At 37.7% G+C, this 20,084-nt stretch carries 17 protein-coding genes and 6 tRNA genes; 1 reads left to right on the top strand and 22 read right to left on the bottom strand.

All coding sequences use genetic code 11. The features are described 5' to 3' along the window. Positions 1-13: 13 nt before the first annotated feature. From ACJ2A9_RS14980 to ACJ2A9_RS14905, 16 genes are all read right to left on the bottom strand, one after another. On the bottom strand, positions 14-784 hold the full coding sequence (locus tag ACJ2A9_RS14980; RefSeq protein WP_441422479.1) for a two-component system regulatory protein YycI: 771 nt from the start codon (positions 782-784) through the stop codon (positions 14-16). After that, a complete protein-coding gene (locus tag ACJ2A9_RS14975) occupies positions 771-2,153 on the bottom strand; it encodes a YycH family regulatory protein (protein WP_441422478.1) in 1,383 nt (460 codons plus the stop codon). The genes ACJ2A9_RS14980 and ACJ2A9_RS14975 overlap by 14 nt, the downstream gene beginning before the upstream one ends. Continuing rightward, entirely contained in the window at positions 2,146-3,972 is a 1,827-nt protein-coding gene (gene walK / locus ACJ2A9_RS14970) for a cell wall metabolism sensor histidine kinase WalK (protein WP_441422477.1), read from the bottom strand. The genes ACJ2A9_RS14975 and walK overlap by 8 nt, the downstream gene beginning before the upstream one ends. 3 nt (positions 3,973-3,975) lie before the next feature. Further along, a complete protein-coding gene (gene yycF / locus ACJ2A9_RS14965; RefSeq protein ID WP_441422476.1) occupies positions 3,976-4,680 on the bottom strand; it encodes a response regulator YycF in 705 nt (234 codons plus the stop codon). 239 nt (positions 4,681-4,919) lie between these two features. Continuing rightward, positions 4,920-6,410, bottom strand: a complete 1,491-nt coding sequence (locus tag ACJ2A9_RS14960; RefSeq protein ID WP_441422475.1) for a peptidoglycan DD-metalloendopeptidase family protein — start codon at positions 6,408-6,410, stop codon at positions 4,920-4,922. Between the two features lie 286 nt (positions 6,411-6,696). Continuing rightward, positions 6,697-6,769: transfer RNA gene (locus tag ACJ2A9_RS14955), tRNA-Thr, on the bottom strand. 16 nt (positions 6,770-6,785) lie between these two features. Next, positions 6,786-6,861 (bottom strand) — tRNA-Phe (locus tag ACJ2A9_RS14950). Between the two features lie 35 nt (positions 6,862-6,896). Beyond that, positions 6,897-6,972: transfer RNA gene (locus tag ACJ2A9_RS14945), tRNA-Asp, on the bottom strand. Positions 6,973-6,975: 3 nt separating this feature from the next. After that, positions 6,976-7,049, bottom strand: a tRNA-Met gene (locus tag ACJ2A9_RS14940). A gap of 162 nt (positions 7,050-7,211) precedes the next feature. Next, positions 7,212-7,286 (bottom strand) — tRNA-Glu (locus ACJ2A9_RS14935). Positions 7,287-7,301: 15 nt separating this feature from the next. Further along, positions 7,302-7,377 (bottom strand) — tRNA-Lys (locus tag ACJ2A9_RS14930). Positions 7,378-7,747: 370 nt separating this feature from the next. Continuing rightward, positions 7,748-9,034 carry an adenylosuccinate synthase gene (locus ACJ2A9_RS14925; RefSeq protein WP_441422474.1) on the bottom strand — a complete coding sequence of 429 codons (1,287 nt, stop codon included), beginning with the start codon at positions 9,032-9,034 and terminating at the stop codon, positions 7,748-7,750. 424 nt (positions 9,035-9,458) lie between these two features. After that, on the bottom strand, positions 9,459-10,823 hold the full coding sequence (gene dnaB / locus ACJ2A9_RS14920) for a replicative DNA helicase (protein WP_441422473.1): 1,365 nt from the start codon (positions 10,821-10,823) through the stop codon (positions 9,459-9,461). 122 nt (positions 10,824-10,945) lie between these two features. After that, positions 10,946-11,389: a 50S ribosomal protein L9 gene (gene rplI / locus ACJ2A9_RS14915; protein ID WP_441422472.1), complete on the bottom strand. Its 444-nt coding sequence runs from the start codon at positions 11,387-11,389 to the stop codon at positions 10,946-10,948. Position 11,390: 1 nt separating this feature from the next. Continuing rightward, positions 11,391-13,358 (bottom strand): DHH family phosphoesterase, encoded by a 1,968-nt coding sequence (locus ACJ2A9_RS14910; RefSeq protein WP_441422471.1) that lies wholly within the window; start codon positions 13,356-13,358, stop codon positions 11,391-11,393. Positions 13,359-13,369: 11 nt separating this feature from the next. After that, a complete protein-coding gene (locus tag ACJ2A9_RS14905; RefSeq protein ID WP_441422470.1) occupies positions 13,370-14,308 on the bottom strand; it encodes a YybS family protein in 939 nt (312 codons plus the stop codon). 291 nt (positions 14,309-14,599) lie between these two features. On the opposite strand from ACJ2A9_RS14905, the gene ACJ2A9_RS14900 reads away from it, so the two are divergent. After that, a complete protein-coding gene (locus ACJ2A9_RS14900) occupies positions 14,600-16,045 on the top strand; it encodes an ArnT family glycosyltransferase (RefSeq protein WP_441422469.1) in 1,446 nt (481 codons plus the stop codon). Between the two features lie 34 nt (positions 16,046-16,079). Here the strand turns inward: ACJ2A9_RS14900 and ACJ2A9_RS14895 are convergent, their stop codons facing one another. From ACJ2A9_RS14895 to ychF, 6 genes are all read right to left on the bottom strand, one after another. Continuing rightward, entirely contained in the window at positions 16,080-16,442 is a 363-nt protein-coding gene (locus tag ACJ2A9_RS14895) for an EamA family transporter (protein ID WP_441422468.1), read from the bottom strand. 13 nt (positions 16,443-16,455) lie between these two features. Next, entirely contained in the window at positions 16,456-17,211 is a 756-nt protein-coding gene (locus ACJ2A9_RS14890) for a glycosyltransferase family 2 protein (RefSeq protein ID WP_441422467.1), read from the bottom strand. Positions 17,212-17,396: 185 nt separating this feature from the next. Continuing rightward, the gene (gene rpsR / locus ACJ2A9_RS14885; protein ID WP_441422466.1) at positions 17,397-17,633 is read right to left on the bottom strand and encodes a 30S ribosomal protein S18; all 237 of its coding nucleotides are present in this window, start codon (positions 17,631-17,633) and stop codon (positions 17,397-17,399) included. 56 nt (positions 17,634-17,689) lie between these two features. Further along, on the bottom strand, positions 17,690-18,199 hold the full coding sequence (gene ssb / locus ACJ2A9_RS14880; RefSeq protein ID WP_441422465.1) for a single-stranded DNA-binding protein: 510 nt from the start codon (positions 18,197-18,199) through the stop codon (positions 17,690-17,692). Between the two features lie 23 nt (positions 18,200-18,222). Beyond that, entirely contained in the window at positions 18,223-18,510 is a 288-nt protein-coding gene (gene rpsF, locus ACJ2A9_RS14875) for a 30S ribosomal protein S6 (protein WP_441422464.1), read from the bottom strand. Between the two features lie 175 nt (positions 18,511-18,685). Continuing rightward, on the bottom strand, positions 18,686-19,786 hold the full coding sequence (gene ychF, locus ACJ2A9_RS14870; RefSeq protein WP_441422463.1) for a redox-regulated ATPase YchF: 1,101 nt from the start codon (positions 19,784-19,786) through the stop codon (positions 18,686-18,688). Positions 19,787-20,084 lie beyond the last annotated feature (298 nt).

Here is a 20,084-nt window from a genome sequence, read left to right as displayed (position 1 = left end):
TTTCTTTGTTTCATTAGTTAATATGTTGAATTGAACTATCAATGGCATTGACTAAATAATGATCGTCATTAATACGTATACTCCACATTGGTGCAAGAACATGCACTTCACCTAATGGCCGAAATAGACTATAGTATCCTAATTCTACTTGAGTAATATGACTTTCATAAGGAATGAGATTTTCCTTAAAAAGAATTTCCACCGCTTTTAAGCCAGAGAGCATTTCTTGTTCTCGTCCTTGACGATGAATCGCTAAATAGCGTTGCTGATAACCAATAATTTGGTTATTTTCATCAACTTGAACAATTAACTGTCCACCGTCATAATTATAGACCGTTATTCCGGCATACGTTTGATAAAATCCCGCTTGCAATGTTTCTTCATTCCAGCCGCCAAAGCGATAATTCTCTCCGAATAAAATGTACTCATTAAGAAATTGTTCAAGGTCATATTGCGTGTTTGTCCTAGATAATAAAAACGGATTATCAAGCTGTGAAACAATCATTTTCTCATCTACAATTCTGGCACTTTGTCCAGACAAGTTCTCAACATTTTCTTTAAGAAATGCCTCCAGTTTCCCGCTAATATGAGTCCCTTTCACACTTTCATCAGGGATACTCACTTCGACCGTTACGGACATCTCTTTCAGACGCTCCTCAAGAGTAGCTTCCGTAAGCGGACTTACATTCGTAGAGTTTTTCTTTTCCATAAATTGATAACCTAGAAAACTATTTAAGAGGAAGAACGTCAGAATAAAAATTGTCTTCGTTTTACTCCAGTCCATTCGCTTCAGCCTCACGATCTACTTCATCATTAGCGATGACTTCATCATCTGTCTCATCATGAAAATCAACCACATCCCATTTGCCATTGTATAGGACAAACCATTCAGGCTGGAACGTAATGATCGAATTGTTCTTTGTCATCGAATACCCTATCGTTACTTTTTGAAGAAGTGACGGATCAAAACCTTCACTACTTTCAATTTTATTGATAACAGCTTCACCTGAGGGCAAGGCATATTGAAGGTTGGCATCGATTGGACTCTCATCTAAATCAAATAAGGGCCGAATATACTCATACGTTTGATTTCCAATTCGCGAGATATATAACTCAGCTACCTTCTGATGACTGGCACTAAAAACAGGTACACCAGAAACAACGAGACGAAAAAGTGCTTCTTCTTTCGTTTCGTCAACATTCCAATCGTAAAAAATATACTGATCTGTCCAACCGCCATGTCCGTTGATGAAATCTACACTGCTGATAACTACATTTTTTCCATTTTTGTCGTGCTGTTCACTATAACCAGGGTTAATATAAAACAAAATATTGCCTGAATATAACACGTTGAGCATTCGATTTCCGTCTGTATAGGATTCCTGGCGCTCACTTTGGCGATAATGCTTAGCATAACTAGGATCACTAAATAATGCTTGTTTAAATCTATCAGGTGATAATAGCGTTGACGTATATGTCAATCCATCGACTTGTAATTCACCTTTTGGTAAATAGATCTTCCGGTTAAACAGATGGTCTCCATCTACGATAGGATAAGCAAATGCAGCTGGAAGGGTATCAACACCATCCAAAAAATGGGTGAGAAACTCATCAACCGTTAGATTCGCTGTTGTTTGAATGACTTTTTGTTCGTCATAGGAATAAAAACGAACTGCAACCACTTGTCCTGAGGAGTTTTGCTCGATGAACATCTCCATTTGATTAATACCCTTCATCGAAAATTGCAACCCTTCAAGTTTAAAGGCTTCTTTAAAAACATCAATCGGAACAATGGAAGGGAATACGACCTCAATTCCACTCTTTTGATACGTAGATAGTGAAAGAATCTCATTATTTGTTAAATAGCGAACATCACTGAACGTTAATTCCTTCATTTTTTCATAAAACTGGTGAAACAATGGTTCTTTTGGATAGAGCAAATGAGATTGGCCATGATCAAAGACAATCATAGATTCAGGTTGAATCACTTTCGATATAGAAAGAGTCTCGCCAATAGGATTATTTTCGACATAGCCTTTGTCATCACGCTTTAATAATCCATAATCAGGTTGGAACGTCCACAACTGCCATGTTAAAACAACACTCATTAAGACAAGAGCTGTTAAAATAACTGTTTTAATATGCTCAAGCACCATCTTCACTCCTTCTTACTAAATGAGGAAGCGTGAAAGAAATCGTTGTTCCTTTTTCCCATTCACTTTCTACCCATATCTCACCGCCATGAGCCTGTACCATTTCTTTTGCAATGGCTAAACCAAGACCAGTTCCTCCTAAATTACGGGAACGGGCTTTATCAACGCGATAAAAGCGGTCAAAGATTTTATTGATGCTTTCCCGGGGAATACCTAAACCCTGATCGGTTACGGTTATACGAATATTTTCCTGTCCATCATGATGTACTCCAATCGTAATAACCCCACCTTCCGGAGAGTATTTAATCGCATTTGAAATGATATTATCAAGCACTTGTGTAATTTTATCGCGATCAACGCTGGCATACATATCTTCCCATTCAATTTCTCGTTCAAATGTGATTCTTCCATCTTTCGACACCATTTCAAAACGATCAATGACCATATTTACATATTCAGTAAGATTAATTTCTTCAAAATTAAGACGGTAATCTTTGCTGTCCATCTTTGAAAACTGTAATAAGTCATTCACTAGTCGAATCATTCGTTCCGTTTCATTCTGTGTCACTTGCAAAAACCTAGGTGCGATGTCCGGATCGTTCATTGCTCCATCGGCCAAAGCCTCTAAATAACTTCGTAAAGACGTTAATGGTGTCCTTAATTCATGAGAAACATTAGCAACAAACTCTCTTCGTTCTTGTTCAATTTTCTCTTGCTCTGTTACATCATGAACAACAGCAATTAATCCATTAACAGGACCATCTCCGTTTTGTATCACCGAAAACTTTGCTTCTACGATATAGTCCCGATGATCTCCACCAAAGTCGAGTAAAATAGGTTCTGTGCTTTCATAAAGTTCTTCTAATGTAATAGTGTCTGATAAATGCAGTAATCGTAAGAGAGATGCACCAAGGACGGCATCTCGATTAACGGCTAACAAATCTTCTGCTCTGTTATTCATTAAAATAATCCTACCCTCTTTATCAGTAGCAATAACACCATCTGTCATATGGGCTAACACAGAACTAAGCTTCTTTCTTTCACCTTCAGTTGTAGCATGGGCTTCTTCAAGCTTTTTCGTTAAATTATTAAAAGCCATCGCCAACTGTCCAATTTCATCATCACCATACACACGGACATTTTTTGAGTAATCACCTTTAGCCATGACCACAGCATGCTTACGCATATCAACAATCGGACGGGTGATTGTTCTTGCAAGGATAATTCCCAATAGTGCTGTAATCGTTAAGGCGATGAATGTACCTGTAGCAAAAATTTGATTGATCTGTTTTATTTGGTCATAAATCGCTTCAATGGAAGCTTCAATGTAAATCGCTCCGATAATATCATTGTTTGATTTAACAGGAACTGCCATCACTCTTACACGGTGGCCTGTTTGCGGGTCGCGTAAAATAGCTTCATCTTCTCTCCCAAGGAGCGCTCGTTTCACACGAATTTCCGTGCTTAACTGGCCAATAATATGGCGATTATTAAGGTTTGATGTACCAACAACCATTTTATTATGATCAATCACTTGAACTTCGGCTTGATCGATTGAAAAGAAATCACGTAACAATGAATGAATATCCGTTGTCAGTGAGGGAGATTGATCATCCCGTGTCTTAATCATCTCTTGCTCGACATTATAAGAGAGCAAATTGGCTCTGTCATCTAGCATTTTGAAATAATTTGTAATCAGCTGCTCTTCTAATTGACGTACAAAATAAACACCAATCACTTGCATGGCAATTAAAATGAGTAAAACATAGATCAGTACTAATTTTACATGGATCGATTTAAAGAAACCGACTTTCTTCATTACTTAGCTCTCCTCATGATGCCGTAAATAATAGCCAACACCTCTGCGTGTAATTATCCATGTCGGATGACTAGGGTTGTCTTCAACTTTTTCCCGTAGCCTTCTCACCGTTACATCAACAGTTCTTACATCACCAAAATAATCATAGCCCCATACTGCTTGCAGTAAATGCTCTCGTGTCATCACTTGACCAATATGCTTTGCCAAGTAATGAACCAGTTCAAATTCACGATGAGTTAACTCAATCGCTTGTCCTCTCTTCAAAACAAGATATGCATCTGGCTGGATCACTAATGATCCGATAACAATTTCTGTACTCTCTGATTCTTGCTCTTCTGTATTCTTACTATGACGACGTAAATTTGCTTTTACCCTTGCAATTAATTCCCTTGTACTGAATGGCTTTGTCACGTAATCATCCGCACCTAGCTCCAGACCAAGAACTTTGTCAATTTCGGAGTCTTTTGCTGTTAGCATAATAATCGGCATATCATATTTCTTCCGTACTTCACGACATACTTCCATTCCGTCTTTTTGTGGAAGCATAATATCAAGAAGAATTAAATCAGGTGTTTCTTGTTCAACTTTCTTTATGGCTTCGACACCATCATACGCACACTCTACTTGAAATCCTTCTTTTTCTAAACTGAATTTTAAAATATCAGCAATAGGCTGCTCATCATCAACAACAAGAATTTTCTTATCCACCCAAACTCGCTCCTTCTATTGAGTATCTATTTATATAAAAGCTACTTTTTGAAATTAAAATGCTTTTTACATTTTACATTTTTAATTTTACATTTTCACATGTCTTACTCTAACATTTTATCATACGTTCCTCTACTTACCTGCTTTTGCGGCAAAATCAAATCTATAAAGTTATGGAAATAAAAATCCTTTAGCTCGAAAAAGGAGATGTCTCTTGAGTGACATCCCCTTCTTGAATACTATCTATTTAAATAATCCATTGGGTTTTTGAGATTACCATCTTTATAGACTTCGAAGTGCAGATGAACACCAGTAGAATTCCCTGTTGAACCCATCACTCCAATTTTTTGACCTGAACCTACTGTGTCGCCTACATTGATATCAATTGAACTTAAGTGGGCATAGACCGTGCTGTAACCATTGTTATGATTAATAATCACTTTGTTTCCATAACCACCATCCCAGCCAGCAAATGAAACCGTCCCATTATCTGCTGCTAGTATATTGTGATTACTTGGTCTAGCAATATCAATCCCTTTATGAAAACGTCCCCATCTCGTCCCTTGATAGCTTGAAATATAGCCACCTACTGCCGGCCATGAAAATTGTCCAGTTCCACGAGATGTAGATTCTTTCGTTCCTTTAATTACAATTTTGTTCACGGGTTCTATAGTAATTTCTTCTTCTATCACACTTTTCTTGACAATTCGTCCATTTTCTTTAATGATTTCATATGTTACGGTTCTTTCCCCAGGTGAACCCTTTTGTTCTACTTTCGTATCCCCTTTCCACATTGTTGCATCTTCTTTCGTTTCAGTTTGGAAAGGAATCTCTTCTTTTGCCGTTTTCTTTTCTTCAACGATAACATAAACATAAGGTTCATAGTCTGTTACATTAATTTCATCACCAATTTGCAGTAATGTTCCTTCTGTAATCGTTGGATTAATCGCTAATACTTCAGCGACTGATAGTTGATATTGTTCAGCAATTGAACCTAACACATCACCTGGTTGTACAACGTGAATTTTGTCTTCTAACGTTCCGAGGGTTAATTGTTTCACCGCTTTATCAACGGTTAAAATATCTTCAACTTTTGCAACATCCTCTTTGTATGTAATCTCCTCTGAGAGACGCACATCACTAATAACTGATTCACCTGGCTTAGGTAAAGATTGTTCATTTTCATCAATCTCTACTTTATTTTCCAGTGACTCTAACACTGTCTCTGAAACGTATTTTTGCTTTAATTTAGCTATTGCCTCTTCTGCTTCTTCTTCACTACTAATGTGACCTACTATTTTATTACCAACAGATAGAACAATAGATTCGACCATCACTGATAATTGATCCTCTAATAGTTCAAGTGTTTGGCTGTTTTTAGTTCGTACTTGGAAAACCTTCTCTGGCACAACTTCTAGTTGTTCACCAATAACATAAGTAAAGCCCTCTTCATCCACTTCATTTTCTACTTCTTTTATCTTCTTCTCAACAACTCGATCAATTAGCTGTAATGAGTCGACACTACCAATTTGATCTCCATCAATATAAACATGATAGACTGTTTCAATTCCATTTATTTTCGGGTTATCTGCTAAACCTGCCCCTGAAAATAGTAATACTGCACAAGCTGTCGATCCTGCTGCAAGTTTCTTATTTTTAACTAAGCTAGTTAATTTATTTATACAGTTTGATACTACCTTTGAGGCGATCTTTTCAATGATTAAACGCATCGCTCTCCTCCTATAACCTTTTACATTTATTAAAAAAACTATGACACTTTTGCTAGTCACGTATTCTATTATAATAAAAATTTTAGTTATTCGATGAATTGACGTACAAATTTCCCAAAATCGACACAATTCAACACCTTTACTATTTTAGCACATGATTTGATGAAAGTACCATGTAATCTAAAAATATGGTAAAGATGGACTAAACTTCTTCAATTTTTTTCAAAAAAAATAGCCAGTCATTATATGACGGCTTCTCGTTTCTTATGAATAAATAAATGAAAAATGCCGGCCAGAGGACTTGAACCCCCAACCTACTGATTACAAGTCAGTTGCTCTACCAATTGAGCTAGGCCGGCAAATAATCAATATAAATGGTGGCTCGAGACGGAATCGAACCGCCGACACGAGGATTTTCAGTCCTCTGCTCTACCGACTGAGCTATCGAGCCTTATTTAGTTTAGAGTTTAAACTTATAAAAACAAATGGCGGACCCGACCGGGATCGAACCGGCGATCTCCTGCGTGACAGGCAGGCATGTTAACCGCTACACCACGGGTCCAGATTGCGGGGATAGGATTTGAACCTATGACCTTCGGGTTATGAGCCCGACGAGCTACCGAACTGCTCCACCCCGCGACGTTATAAAGTTACTGGACGATGTCTTGCTCTGAAGTCAGTTACACTGTTTCTTCCTCTACAAGTATCGCTTTGTTGCTTGCTGCGTCGAAACAACTCGAAGTACATTCAATGATGTAATGCTCGTTGCTCCACCTCGCGAACGTAATAAATTGATTTTATTGGTGACCCGTACGGGATTCGAACCCGTGTTACCGCCGTGAAAGGGCGGTGTCTTAACCGCTTGACCAACGGGCCACTTCTTGAAAGAAATGGTGAGCCATGAAGGATTCGAACCTTCGACCCTCTGATTAAAAGTCAGATGCTCTACCGACTGAGCTAATGGCTCGTAGTTTATTCAATGATGCTTCTCATGAAGCTTACGGACGATGTTTCGCTCCGTGGTCTTACCTGTTTCTTCCTCTACCAGTATCGCTCCGTCGCTTGCTGTGTCGAAACAACTCGTAGTTTCCCAATGCTGTTTCGCTCGTGACTGAGCTAATGGCTCGTAGTTGTAATGTGTTGTCTTAACGACAAGATTAATAATAACATGTCCAAAGATTAGATGCAAGTGTTTTTAAAAACTTTTTTAGTTTAGAGTTGAGAATGTAGAGTTTAGAATTGTTCGTTAGCATTTCGAAGGGGCTCTTAAACCTCGATGATACTCCCCCAAAAAACAACTCTACACTCTAAACTCTACACTCTAAACTAATATGTTTTTACGCAAATACCCCACGAACAAGGTTTGTTTGATTACGATCTGGTCCAACAGAGAAAACCGATAATGGAATACCTGTTAATTGCGATACACGCTCAATGTAATGACGTGCATTTTCAGGAAGCTCATGTAATGATTTCACTCCTGTAATGTCTTCCGTCCAACCAGGAAGCTCTTCATAAACTGGCTCACATTGTGCCAATACTTTTAAGCTTGCTGGAAACTCTTTAATGATTTCTCCGTTGTATTTGTATGCAGTACATATCTTTAACGTTTCGATCCCAGTTAATACATCAATTGAGTTTAAAGATAAATCTGTAATTCCACTCACGCGGCGAGCATGACGAACTACAACGCTATCAAACCAACCAACACGGCGTGGTCTTCCAGTAGTTGTACCGTACTCATTTCCCACTTCACGGATACGATCACCAATTTCATTATGAAGTTCCGTTGGGAATGGGCCATCACCTACACGAGTTGTATATGCTTTACTTACACCAACGACATGGTTAATTTTTGAAGGTCCAACACCTGAACCAATTGTTACTCCACCTGCAATCGGGTTAGAAGACGTTACAAACGGGTATGTACCTTGGTCAATATCAAGCATTACCCCTTGTGCACCTTCAAATAATACACGACGCCCTTCGTCAATCGCATCGTTAAGAACAACAGATGTATCAACAACGTATTGTGCAATTTGCTGACCATACTCATAATATTCATCTAAAATTTCTTCTTTAGTGAACCCTTCTGCATCGTACATTCTTTCAAGTAGACGGTTCTTCTCATTTAAATTACGCTCCAATTTTTGCTCGAATTCTTCTTTATCAAGAAGATCAGCGATTCGAATTCCAATACGGGCAGCTTTGTCCATATAAGCTGGTCCGATACCTTTCTTCGTTGTACCAATTTTGTTAGCGCCTTTGCTCTCTTCTTCTACAATATCCAATTTCAAATGATATGGAAGAATCACATGAGCACGGTTACTAATACGAAGGTTGCTCGTATCAACACCATGATCGTGTAAATATTTTAATTCTTCAACTAATGCTTTCGGATCAATAACCATTCCATTACCGATCACGCAAATTTTATCTTTATAAAAAATACCAGACGGGATTAAATGTAATTTATACTTTTTGCCACCGAAGACGATTGTGTGCCCTGCGTTGTTACCGCCTTGATAACGAGCTACTACTTCCGCTTTTTCTGATAAATAATCTGTAATTTTCCCTTTACCTTCGTCACCCCATTGGGTTCCTACTACGACAACTGATGACATTTGGCGCACCTCCAGGATCATAATGACACAATACACTTGTGCATTATCCATGTTTTAAAATTTTAATATTAATCATCATTTCTTTAACAACAATCATTGTTGTTTCAACGACATTAGTGTATGTAAAAATTCCTGTTTTTAAAAAGAATAATGTCTGAAACCATTTATTAGTGTACCAAATATTCTAAAAAAAAGTCAATAAAACCCGAACATTTTTTGTTTTTTATTAATACTATGTTCGTTAAAAGAAAGTTTAGAGTTTAGAGTGAAGACCATTGTCAGTAATACAAAGAAGGCGTCCTAGAAAATGCTTTCAATCAACTCTAAATTCTACACTCTAAACTCTAAACTAAAAAAATCCCCCTAGCTTTATTTGCTAGAAGGAATCATTTGGTGTGTAAAACTTTCAACTTTCAACTGTTTTTTACGCTCCTGGTGGCATACTGCTTTCGTCGTGACGCCGTTCAAGATTGACGAACTTATTGTATTCTTTTACGAACGCTAATTCAACAGTGCCAACTGGACCATTACGTTGTTTAGCGATGATGATTTCGATAATGTTTTGATTCTCTGTTTCTTTATCGTAATAATCGTCACGGTATAGAAAGGCAACAATATCGGCATCCTGCTCGATACTTCCTGATTCACGAATATCGGACATCATTGGTCGTTTGTCCTGTCTTGATTCAACTCCACGTGAAAGCTGTGACAAAGCAATAACCGGAACTTCTAATTCTCTCGCTAAAGCTTTTAATGATCTAGAAATCTCTGAAACTTCCTGCTGACGGTTTTCACCGCTTCGGCCATTACCGCGAATTAATTGCAAGTAATCAATCAGAATCATTCCAAGACCTTTTTCCTGCTTGAGACGACGGCATTTGGCACGGATATCATTTACTCGAATACCGGGTGTATCGTCAATGTAGATTCCGGCTTTCGAAAGACTGCCCATTGCCATCGTTAATCTTGTCCAGTCTTCTTCTTGCAATTGTCCAGTACGCATTCGCTGTGCATCAATATTTCCTTCCGCACAAAGCATACGAGTGACGAGTTGGGCTGCACCCATCTCTAAACTAAATATCGCGACATTCTCGTCCGTTTTCGTTGCTACATTTTGCGCAATATTTAATGCAAAGGCTGTTTTCCCGACCGATGGACGAGCAGCAACAATGATTAAATCATTGCGCTGGAATCCCGCTGTCATACGGTCTAACTCGATAAAACCAGTCGGAATCCCTGTAATATCACCTTGACGGTTTTGGAGCATCTCTATATTATCGTACGTCTCTACGAGTACATCTTTAATTGATATAAAAGCACTGGTATTTTTTCTGTGGGCAACTTCAAGAATCGTTTTTTCGGCATCGTTGAGAATTGAATCTACTTCTTCTTCAGCTGTATAACTATCAGCAGCAATCGTTGTTGCCACTCTGATTAAACGACGCAACGTTGATTTCTCCTCAACGATTTGACAGTAATAATCAATATTTGCAGCTGTAGGAACGGCATTGGCTACATCACTTAAGTACGATACTCCACCGATTTCTTCTAACCACTTTCGGTCTTGAAGCTCAGCTGTTACCGTAATTAGATCTACCGGTTCCCCTTTTTCCGCCAAATCTAGCATAACTGTATAGATTTTTTGATGAGCGGCACGATAAAAGTCTTCAGGAGCCAGTCTCTCTGAAGCTGTTACGATCGCTTGTTCTTCCAGGAAAATAGCGCCAATTACCGCCTGCTCTGCTTCGATATTCTGCGGGGGCGTACGGTCTGCGTATAAATCACTCATGCTACCTTCCTCCCTCTCCTCATAATCTAACACATGTTTTCTATTCTACTATGAAAAAGCAAAACAACACACAATCAATATTTAACAGTAAATATCTTGTGTGTTGTTATTGACTTTAACTTTTACTCCTCTACAACATGGACTTTAACAGTTGCAGTTACTTCTGGGTGAAGCTTAATTGGAACATTTGTATAACCAAGTGCACGAATTGGCTCATCTAGCATAATTTTTCTTTTATCAACTTTCTTTTTCATTTTCTTTAAAGTCTCTGCAATTTGTTTCGTTGAGATTGCTCCAAATAAGCGCCCGCCTTCACCAGACTTCGCTCTCACTTCAACCGTCAGGCTCTCTAGCTCTTCTTTATAACGCTTTGCTTCTTCTAATTCTTCAGCAGCTTTTTTCTCTTCACTTTGCTTCTTTACCTCTAACGTTTTTACATTACCCTTTGATGCCTCGACAGCTAGATTATTAGGAAAAAGATAATTCCTTGCATAACCTTCAGATACGTTTTTGATTTCACCTTTTTTTCCTTTTCCTTTTACATCTTGTTGAAAAATAACCTTCATATTACTCTTCTCCTCCTTTAAGGTAATCATCAATAATCTCTTTTAACATGTCTTCCGCTTCAACAATCGATATGCCTTTAATTTGGGTTGCCGCATGTGTCAAATGCCCTCCACCTTGAAGAGCCTCCATAATTACTTGCACATTCACCTCGCCTAATGAGCGAGCACTAATTCCTATTTTGCCGTCTTTTCGTTTTGAAATAACAAACGATGCAATCACATCATTCATTGTAAGCAAGGTATCGGCAGCTTGCGCAATTAACACTTGGTCATAGCATTTATCCGGGTGCCCTTTAGCAATGGCGATACCACCTTTGTAAATTGTTGCACTTTCAATTAGCTTTGATCGCTTCACATATTGCTCTATATCTTCTTTTAATAGTTTTTGGACTAAAGTAGTATCTGCACCTTGAGATCTTAAATAAGAAGCCGCATCAAATGTTCGCGCTCCTGTACGGAGGGCAAAACTTTTTGTATCAACGATGATCCCGGCTAACAGGGCGGTTGATTCCAAAATATCCATTTTTATTCGGTTTGGTTGGTATTCAAGCAATTCAGTCACTAATTCTGCAGTTGATGAAGCATACGGTTCCATATAGACAAGCACAGGGTCAGTAATAAATTCCTCGCCACGTCGATGATGATCGATAACGACAACACGCTCAACTTTTTTCAGCAAACGCGGCTCAATTACTAGTGACGGAATATGTGTATCAACGACAACGAGTAACGTTCGGTCAGTCATCTCTTCCAGTGCTTCTTCGGGTGTAATAAAGTGAGCCCATAACCGGTCATGCTTCTCAACTTCATCCATGAGTTTTTGAACACCGGAATTAAGCTCATTTTTATCGAGAATAATATAGCCCTCTTTTCCATTTGCTTCAGCAACCTTAAATATCCCAATTGCCGCACCGATTGCATCCATATCAGGATTTTTATGTCCCATTATTACGACTCGATCACTTTCGTTTACAAAATCCCGCAGTGCATGAGAGATTACCCTGGCCCGGACACGGGTTCTTTTTTCAACAGCATTAGATTTCCCGCCATAAAAACGCACCTTGCCCGTTTTATGCTTAATAGCTACTTGATCTCCGCCACGTCCAAGGGCTAAATCTAAGCTGGACTGTGCCAAAGCTCCTAATTCTCTTAACGAAGATTCACCGCTTCCAATTCCAATACTTAATGTTAACGGAATTTTCTCTTTCCCGGTTGACTCTCTTATTTCGTCTAAAATATCAAATTTTGTTTCCTCGACAAGCTCAAGTGTCCGTTGGTTAAAAATCGCAATAAAGCGGTCTGAAGATGTTCTTCTAAGAAGAATATCATGCTTTTGCGCCCACCTATTTAAAGATGATGTAACTTGACTTACGAGCTTACTAAGAATTTGATCGTCCATTCCTTGTGTTACTTCATCATAATTATCTAAATATATAAATCCAATGACTTGCTGTTCTTCTTCATAAAGCCTTTTTATTTTTTCCTGATCCGTTACATCAAAGAAATAAACGATTCCCTCTTCTCTTTGAAAGCTAAGCAGATATTTATGATCATTAATCGTAATAATTCTTTTCTTTTCTTTGCTTTCCAGAGCTGTAGTAAGCTCTTTTGAAATCTTTTCTAGAGGGTGTCCTAATAAGTCATTATTAATAAATGACGTCATATAAGGATTTACCCACTCAATAGCCGAATTCTCATTATAAAGAACAACCCCGAACGGTAACTTCAAAAAGGTGTCTTCCCCGGACTTATGAATTCGATGGGACAATGTCGCGATATAATCCTCTAAATCATGGATAAATGAGGCTTTTGCTTGAAGTGCATAAATTAATAATAGCCCTAACAGAAAAAAACCTAATAAGCCGATTATCCATTGGTAATAGGTTAAAACTGCAATAGATAATGTTGCCAATACAAATAAGGCAATCACATGATAACCATGCCAGCGTTTCAATAAGAACTTTGGCATTATTTCAACTCCTACTTCTCTTGTGTATTCATCCGCTTACGTAAATCAAATCCTAAATCAATTATACCTAAGATTCGAACAAGATAAAGAACAAATGGGAAAATAAATCCTGCAATTACGATACTGATAGGTAATGCTTTTGCAATTTGCTTATGATGGCAGTAAAAGAAGATGAGCGATAAACCTTGGATCGTCATAATTAGCTCTAATATCGGAAAGAGATTCCAAACAATAAGATAGAGTGACGTTCCTTCCTCAACACCAAAGATAACAAACAAGGTAACAATCAAGTAATACCAAAGAAATGATTTTGGGAACATCCAATTACGAAATGGTTTAAACCCTTCCACATCATGACCTAAACGGGTTACAACGATTTTGGCGATCAACTGAATGATCAGTGCGAACGTAACTCCTGTTAAAATAATCATGCTTGGTGTTAGATCATCAATACGTTCAATCAATGTAATAAATGATTCGAGCTGATCTGTATTTTCTTGACCGATTCCAATTAACATATTTTCTGCGGTTTGTACGGATTGCAGCATCATCTCTTGAATGGCTCTTATCGGATGGATATCAAAAAGAACGATACTCCCCGCAAAATATAGAATAAGGTTAGCCATATACGTCAAACTTCCACCTAACAATACAGTAAAGGCGTTTTTCTTTCTCCTGTACAGTTCACCAACAACGATCCCACCTGTGCCAAATAGAAATGTTAACGGTAAAACAATAACCCCGCCGATAATAAATGAAACAAAAAATGTAACCACTAATAGTGAGAGCCCGGACTTTAAACCATGCCGTAATACATAAATGATAAAAGGAATCGGCAATAGCCAAATAACGATTGACCCCACAATCGGAACATATAATGTTAAAAAAAGAATAATTGCAAACAGAGCAGCGATTATTGCTCCCTCTGTTAACTTTCTTGTTTCTCTCACTCTTCCACCTCTTCTCAACTTCTCTCTAGTTCAAGAGAAAGTTGCCCTTCTAATAACTATATGCTTCTAACTTCTTTATCGGAAAAAAGCAGGCATTATAAACTCCAAGTTTCAAAAACAGCCTATTTTCCTATTTGTTTCTTTTGCAACTGTAAAAAGAATATCATATTTCTATACTAAACAAAAAATAAAAAGGCGGCAACAATTGGTATAAAGCATAACTATTTCGATTTTTTCAGCTGATTTTGGAAATAATAAATAAATAGTACATAACCTTTAGGAGTCCTATTTATGAAGCCCTTACGTTCATCCGAAAAAGTAATTCTCATAATTTTATTATTATTCATCTTCTCATTAAGGCTGCCTTATCTCTCTCATTCTCCTTTTGAAATCGGAGAGTCCTGGCGACAAAGCGATACTGAATCAATGGCTCGTAATTTTGTTGAGGATCGGTTTAATATCCTCTATCCACAATTGAACTATGATGGTGTCCCACCAAATTATGCACAACTTGAATTCCAAATTACAACTTTTCTTATCGCAATCCTTTATAAACTATTTGGATTCCATTATGAAATAGCAAGACTAATTCCGCTCTTATTTTTTACTGGGTCAGCATATTTCCTGTTTTACATCGTAAAAAGGTTTTACTCCATGAATATGGCGTGGATAACCACATTGCTCTATTCGATTTTTCCGTTAAACCTTTATTTCTCAAGAGCGATTATGCCAGAGGCTGCAGCTCTTTTCTTTTTTTTAGGTGCTTTCTACTTCTTTTGTCAATGGATCATCGAAGAGAAAAATTGGGCCATTATCGCAGCTGCTTTTATGACAGCAATAGCGATTTCTATTAAAGTTCCAACGATTTTTGCAGGGATCCCGATGCTTATCATGAGCATCATGAAATATAAACAAAACGTTTTTAGAACATGGCAGCTGTGGATATTTGCCGCCATTTCACTACTGCCACCACTTATTTATTTTAAGTGGCTAGAATCAGTGGCCGAATTTAACTTTGTAAGTGGAATAGGGACAAAGCATATTATTCCTAAATTCACCACAGCTCTTTTTACACCTGAGGCATTAGACTTTTTTCAGACGTATTTACCGAAATCTTTTACTCTCATTTGCCTTAGCTTATTTCTAATCGGAGTTTTCATGACAAATTGGAAGGTTGAGTATCCAATCGTATTACTTTTACTTGCTTTCATTTTAGAAATGGTAACGATCGTTGCCGTCATTCAATTTAACTATTACCTTGTTTTTATTAGTCCAGTTATAGCGATCTTTGCTGCCAAGCCATTAGCTTATTGTTTCAGATGGGTAGGTGGTTTTGTTCCCTTTATTATGCTGATGACAATCATCAGTATTGTTAGTTTTTCAGAAGTGAAACCATACTTTGAAGAGAAAGCTGGCTTAGTTAAACAAGCAGAGGTCGTGAAACAATATACAGAAGATGATGATTTAATTGTAATCGGAACCTTTTCACCCGAACTTTTAAATGCCAGTTCCAGGAAAGGCTGGAGGGCTAACATTAATTATTATGATTACATTCCGAAAGGTCCTGAGGAGGAGTTAAAGTATTTTGTTTCACATGGAGCAAGATATTTTTTTCCAGTGAAAGGATATATTTACGGAGATACGGATCATTCTTATCGAAACTATTTAGAGAAACATTATAAAAAGATTAACGTTATTATTAATGATAGTGATTATTCTTTTTTCCAGTTACAGTAATCAAAAAGGGGATGTCATAAGTGACAACCCCTTTTTATTTGTTCAAAAGAATAACTCCAATAATGATAAAAATATTACCGATAACTTTCATTGTTGTGAAAGATTCATTGAATAAAAAGTAAGAAAGAATAATGACATTAATGTAACCGAGACTTACCATTGGGTAGGCATAGCTAAGTTCTGATTTTGTTAATACCTTAACCCACAATAAAAAGCTTGAACCAAAAAAAACGAGCCCCAGCATGATTTCTGGGGTTTTCATAATACGAACAAGGTCATAAAAAATGGTATGTAAGCCAAACGATAATGACCCTAATTTATTTGCGCCAATTTTAAGTATAACTTGCCCAATTGAACCCAATAAGACCGAAACAAGAATTATGATAAGGTTAGTCATACAATTTCCTTTCTTAATTTAATCGAGGTGGTTTTTTCACTTTTGATAATAATGTAAAATAACCTGTAATTGTCTTTACTACATTCATCTTACTAGGTGTTTCTTTCAAATGATATTCTAAAACAAGAGGATACTCCCCTACTTTGATTCCAATCTTACTAAAACGGGCCAGCAATTCCACCATACACTCAAATCCATTAGACGTTATTACTTTTCCATTATAAAGGTTGAACGCTTTCCTAAGGTATTGAATTCGATATGCTCGGTAACCGCTCGAATAATCATTAACATTTGCAATTGGAAAAAACACTTTAAAAAACAGTTTTGCTCCGCGGCTATACAACTTTCTTAATGGTGATAGACCAACCTCTATTCCACCTTCGGTAAATCTAGAAGCAATCACGACATCCAACTTCTCTTTTTCTAACTTCGAAACTATCGATGGAATAATATTCGGGTTATGGGTATTATCAGCATCTAGGGTAACAACTATGTCATCATCACCATAACCATGCAAAATATGAGTAAATAAAGTTTTCATTGCTTCACCAAGCCCTTTATTTTGCTCATGATCAATGTATGTAATAAACGGATAATTAGTCGAATAGTGGTCAAGTACTTGCTTTGTCCGATCTGTGCTACCATCATTGACAATGACAACTTCCAACGGCTTAGTCATATATCTTCTTACATTGATTAATTTATCTAATAACTTTGGCAGACCTATTTCCTCATTATAAGCTGGTAATGCAACAATAATGCTGTTCATAATTTCCACCCTTTAGGATTCTAACTAGCTCACTTTATACGAAATGCTAAACGAAATAGTAATAGTTACTCATACCTTTTCCAAAGCCACCTTTTTTTATTCAATACACCATTCTTTGATTCTGCTGCAAAACACCATACAAAAAAGCAGCAAGGTTTTAACCCTTGCTGCCTCAATATAAGTGATTATTCACCACTTACATATGGTAACAATGCAATTTGACGAGCACGCTTGATTGCAGTTGTTAATTGACGTTGGTACTTAGCAGAAGTCCCTGTTACACGACGAGGTAAAATTTTACCACGTTCAGAAACGAACTTCTTAAGTAAGTCAACGTTTTTATAGTCGATCTTTTTGATCTTGTTTACTGTAAAGTAACATACTTTACGACGCTTTGGTCCACGACGACGTCCACCAGCCATGTTGAAAGCCCCCTTTCATCTTTTTTATTTATTATATCGCACGTATTGTATCGTTTTTAAAATGGTAAATCATCATCTGAAATGTCAATTGGTTTACCATCACTAGCGAAAGGGTCTTCGTCAAACCGAGAGTTATTGTTCCGATTTGGACCAGGATTTTGACTCCTAAATCCATTATCATTCATTGGGCCTGGAGGATTTCCGTAAAAATCGCCACCTTGGTTGCCGCCACCAGATCCACCAGCACTTCTAGGCTCCAAGAACTGAACACTATCGGCTACAACTTCAGTAACAAACACTTTACGTCCTTCATTGTTGTCATAATTTCTCGTTTGTAAGCGTCCATCAACGCCTGCTAAACTACCTTTTTTCAAGTAGTTCGCCACGTTTTCAGCTGGCTTACGCCAAACTACAACATTAATAAAATCTGCTTCACGATCTCCTTGCTGATTAGAAAAAGGTCGATTCACTGCGAGTGTAAATGTAGCTACTGCAACTCCATTTGCAGTAAACCGCAATTCCGGATCTCTCGTTAATCGCCCAACTAGAACAACGCGGTTTAACATCAGTACCCCTCCCCTGTTACATATTATTCTTCGTCTTTCGTTACTAAATGACGAATGATATCTTCGTTAATCTTAACTAGACGATCAAACTCAGCGATTGCAGCTGGATTTGAATTTACGTTAAGAAGCATATAGAAACCTTCACGGAAATCATTAATTTCGTATGCTAAACGACGTTTACCCATTTCTGTTGCCTTTTCGATTTCAGCTCCGTTAGATGTTAAAACGTTATTAAAACGCTCAACTACTTCCTTTGTAGCTGCTTCTTCAAGGTTTGGGCGGATAATGTACATAATTTCGTACTTACGCATTCCAAGTCACCTCCTTTTGGTCTAAGCGGCTCCTGATTTCAGGAGCAAGGAGCAAATAATTAACGGTGTGTTAATTACTCGCATTATCAGATTATAACAGACTGTATAAAACAAAACAAGCTAAATTTCGCATTTGTTCTATGATACATTAATTAGAAGTGCTGCCATTACTATTTTATACGTTAAATCTAAAATGAATAATGTCGCCGTCATTTACGACATACTCTTTACCTTCAAGGCGAACTTTCCCTTTTTCTTTGGCCGCAGCCATTGATCCTGCTTCGATTAAATCATCATAAGAAACGATCTCAGCCCGAATAAATCCGCGCTCAAAATCTGTATGAATGACACCTGCCGCTTGCGGAGCCTTTGTCCCTTGGCGAATTGTCCAAGCTCGTACTTCCTGGACCCCAGCTGTAAAGTACGTAGCTAGTCCAAGTAAATGGTAAGCTGCCCGAATTAACTGATCTAATCCTGACTCTTTAATCCCTAGTTCTTCTAAGAACATCGCCTTCTCATCGCCTTCTAGTTCAGCGATTTCTTCTTCGATCTTTGCGCAAACAACAATAACCTCAGAATTTTCTCCTGCAGCAAATTCACGTACCTTCTGAACGAGTGGATTATTGTCAGCATCTAATAATCCATCTTCACTGACATTTGCTACATAAAGAACTGGCTTCATCGTTAATAAGTGCATACCTTGTACAATTTTCTTTTCTTCATCTGTTAAATCAACACTGCGGGCAGGCTTTTCATTTTCAAATGCTTCTTTTAGTTTGACAAGCACTTCATGCTCTGCCATTGCCTCTTTATCCTTTTGCTTCATTAGTTTCGCAACACGATCGATTCGTTTTTCCACTGACTCTAAGTCAGCAAGAATCAGCTCTAAATTAATAACTTCAATATCCGAAATTGGATCGACTTTCCCAGCAACATGGGTGATGTTCTCATCTTCAAAACAACGGACAACATGAGAGATTGCATCAACTTGGCGAATGTGAGACAAAAACTTATTTCCTAATCCTTCACCTTTACTTGCTCCTTCAACAATACCGGCAATATCTGTAAACTCAAAAGCAGTAGGTACTGTTTTTTTCGGTACAACAAGCTCAGTTAGTTTTGTCAGACGGTGATCTGGTACCTCAACAATCCCGACATTCGGGTCAATTGTACAAAACGGATAGTTTGCTGATTCTGCCCCTGCTTGAGTAATTGCATTAAATAAAGTTGACTTCCCTACGTTTGGTAACCCAACAATTCCAGTCGTTAACGCCATAATTTCCACTTCCTTTAACATTTATCACAATAAACATTCGTTCTCTATACATCCTTACCAATTATATTGACAATATAAAAAAAGCGCAAGTGGGCTGTTTATCGGCGACAAGCGGTGGAAGACCAACAAAAAGTGTCCTGCCTTTGGACACGTTTGTTGGTCTGAACCGACCTCGAGCCGATGCCCACTGGAGCTAGACATTATAAAAAAAGCGCAAGTATTCAAATAACTGCTAACTTATACATCAAACTTTAACAACTAACAATATAAAAAGCGCAAGTTGTCCATTTTAAAAGGA

The sequence above is a fragment of the Anaerobacillus sp. MEB173 genome, assembly GCF_052119505.1.
Taxonomy (GTDB): Bacteria; Bacillota; Bacilli; order Bacillales; family JBJMAU01; genus JBJMAU01.
Note: the sequence above shows the minus strand (reverse complement) of the source record. Positions and strands in the feature narration are given on the sequence as shown.

What these genes read in the sequence shown, in the direction of transcription:
- ACJ2A9_RS14980 (WP_441422479.1), bottom strand. Translation starts at nt 784, where the DNA reads ATGGACTGGAGTAAAACGAAGACAATTTTTATTCTGACGTTCTTCCTC.
- walK (WP_441422477.1), bottom strand. Translation starts at nt 3,972, where the DNA reads ATGAAGAAAGTCGGTTTCTTTAAATCGATCCATGTAAAATTAGTACTG.
- ACJ2A9_RS14960 (WP_441422475.1), bottom strand. Translation starts at nt 6,410, where the DNA reads ATGCGTTTAATCATTGAAAAGATCGCCTCAAAGGTAGTATCAAACTGT.
- ACJ2A9_RS14925 (WP_441422474.1), bottom strand. Translation starts at nt 9,034, where the DNA reads ATGTCATCAGTTGTCGTAGTAGGAACCCAATGGGGTGACGAAGGTAAA.
- dnaB (WP_441422473.1), bottom strand. Translation starts at nt 10,823, where the DNA reads ATGAGTGATTTATACGCAGACCGTACGCCCCCGCAGAATATCGAAGCA.
- rplI (WP_441422472.1), bottom strand. Translation starts at nt 11,389, where the DNA reads ATGAAGGTTATTTTTCAACAAGATGTAAAAGGAAAAGGAAAAAAAGGT.
- ACJ2A9_RS14910 (WP_441422471.1), bottom strand. Translation starts at nt 13,358, where the DNA reads ATGCCAAAGTTCTTATTGAAACGCTGGCATGGTTATCATGTGATTGCC.
- ACJ2A9_RS14900 (WP_441422469.1), top strand. Translation starts at nt 14,600, where the DNA reads ATGAAGCCCTTACGTTCATCCGAAAAAGTAATTCTCATAATTTTATTA.
- ACJ2A9_RS14895 (WP_441422468.1), bottom strand. Translation starts at nt 16,442, where the DNA reads ATGACTAACCTTATCATAATTCTTGTTTCGGTCTTATTGGGTTCAATT.
- ACJ2A9_RS14890 (WP_441422467.1), bottom strand. Translation starts at nt 17,211, where the DNA reads ATGAACAGCATTATTGTTGCATTACCAGCTTATAATGAGGAAATAGGT.
- rpsR (WP_441422466.1), bottom strand. Translation starts at nt 17,633, where the DNA reads ATGGCTGGTGGACGTCGTCGTGGACCAAAGCGTCGTAAAGTATGTTAC.
- ssb (WP_441422465.1), bottom strand. Translation starts at nt 18,199, where the DNA reads ATGTTAAACCGCGTTGTTCTAGTTGGGCGATTAACGAGAGATCCGGAA.
- rpsF (WP_441422464.1), bottom strand. Translation starts at nt 18,510, where the DNA reads ATGCGTAAGTACGAAATTATGTACATTATCCGCCCAAACCTTGAAGAA.
- ychF (WP_441422463.1), bottom strand. Translation starts at nt 19,786, where the DNA reads ATGGCGTTAACGACTGGAATTGTTGGGTTACCAAACGTAGGGAAGTCA.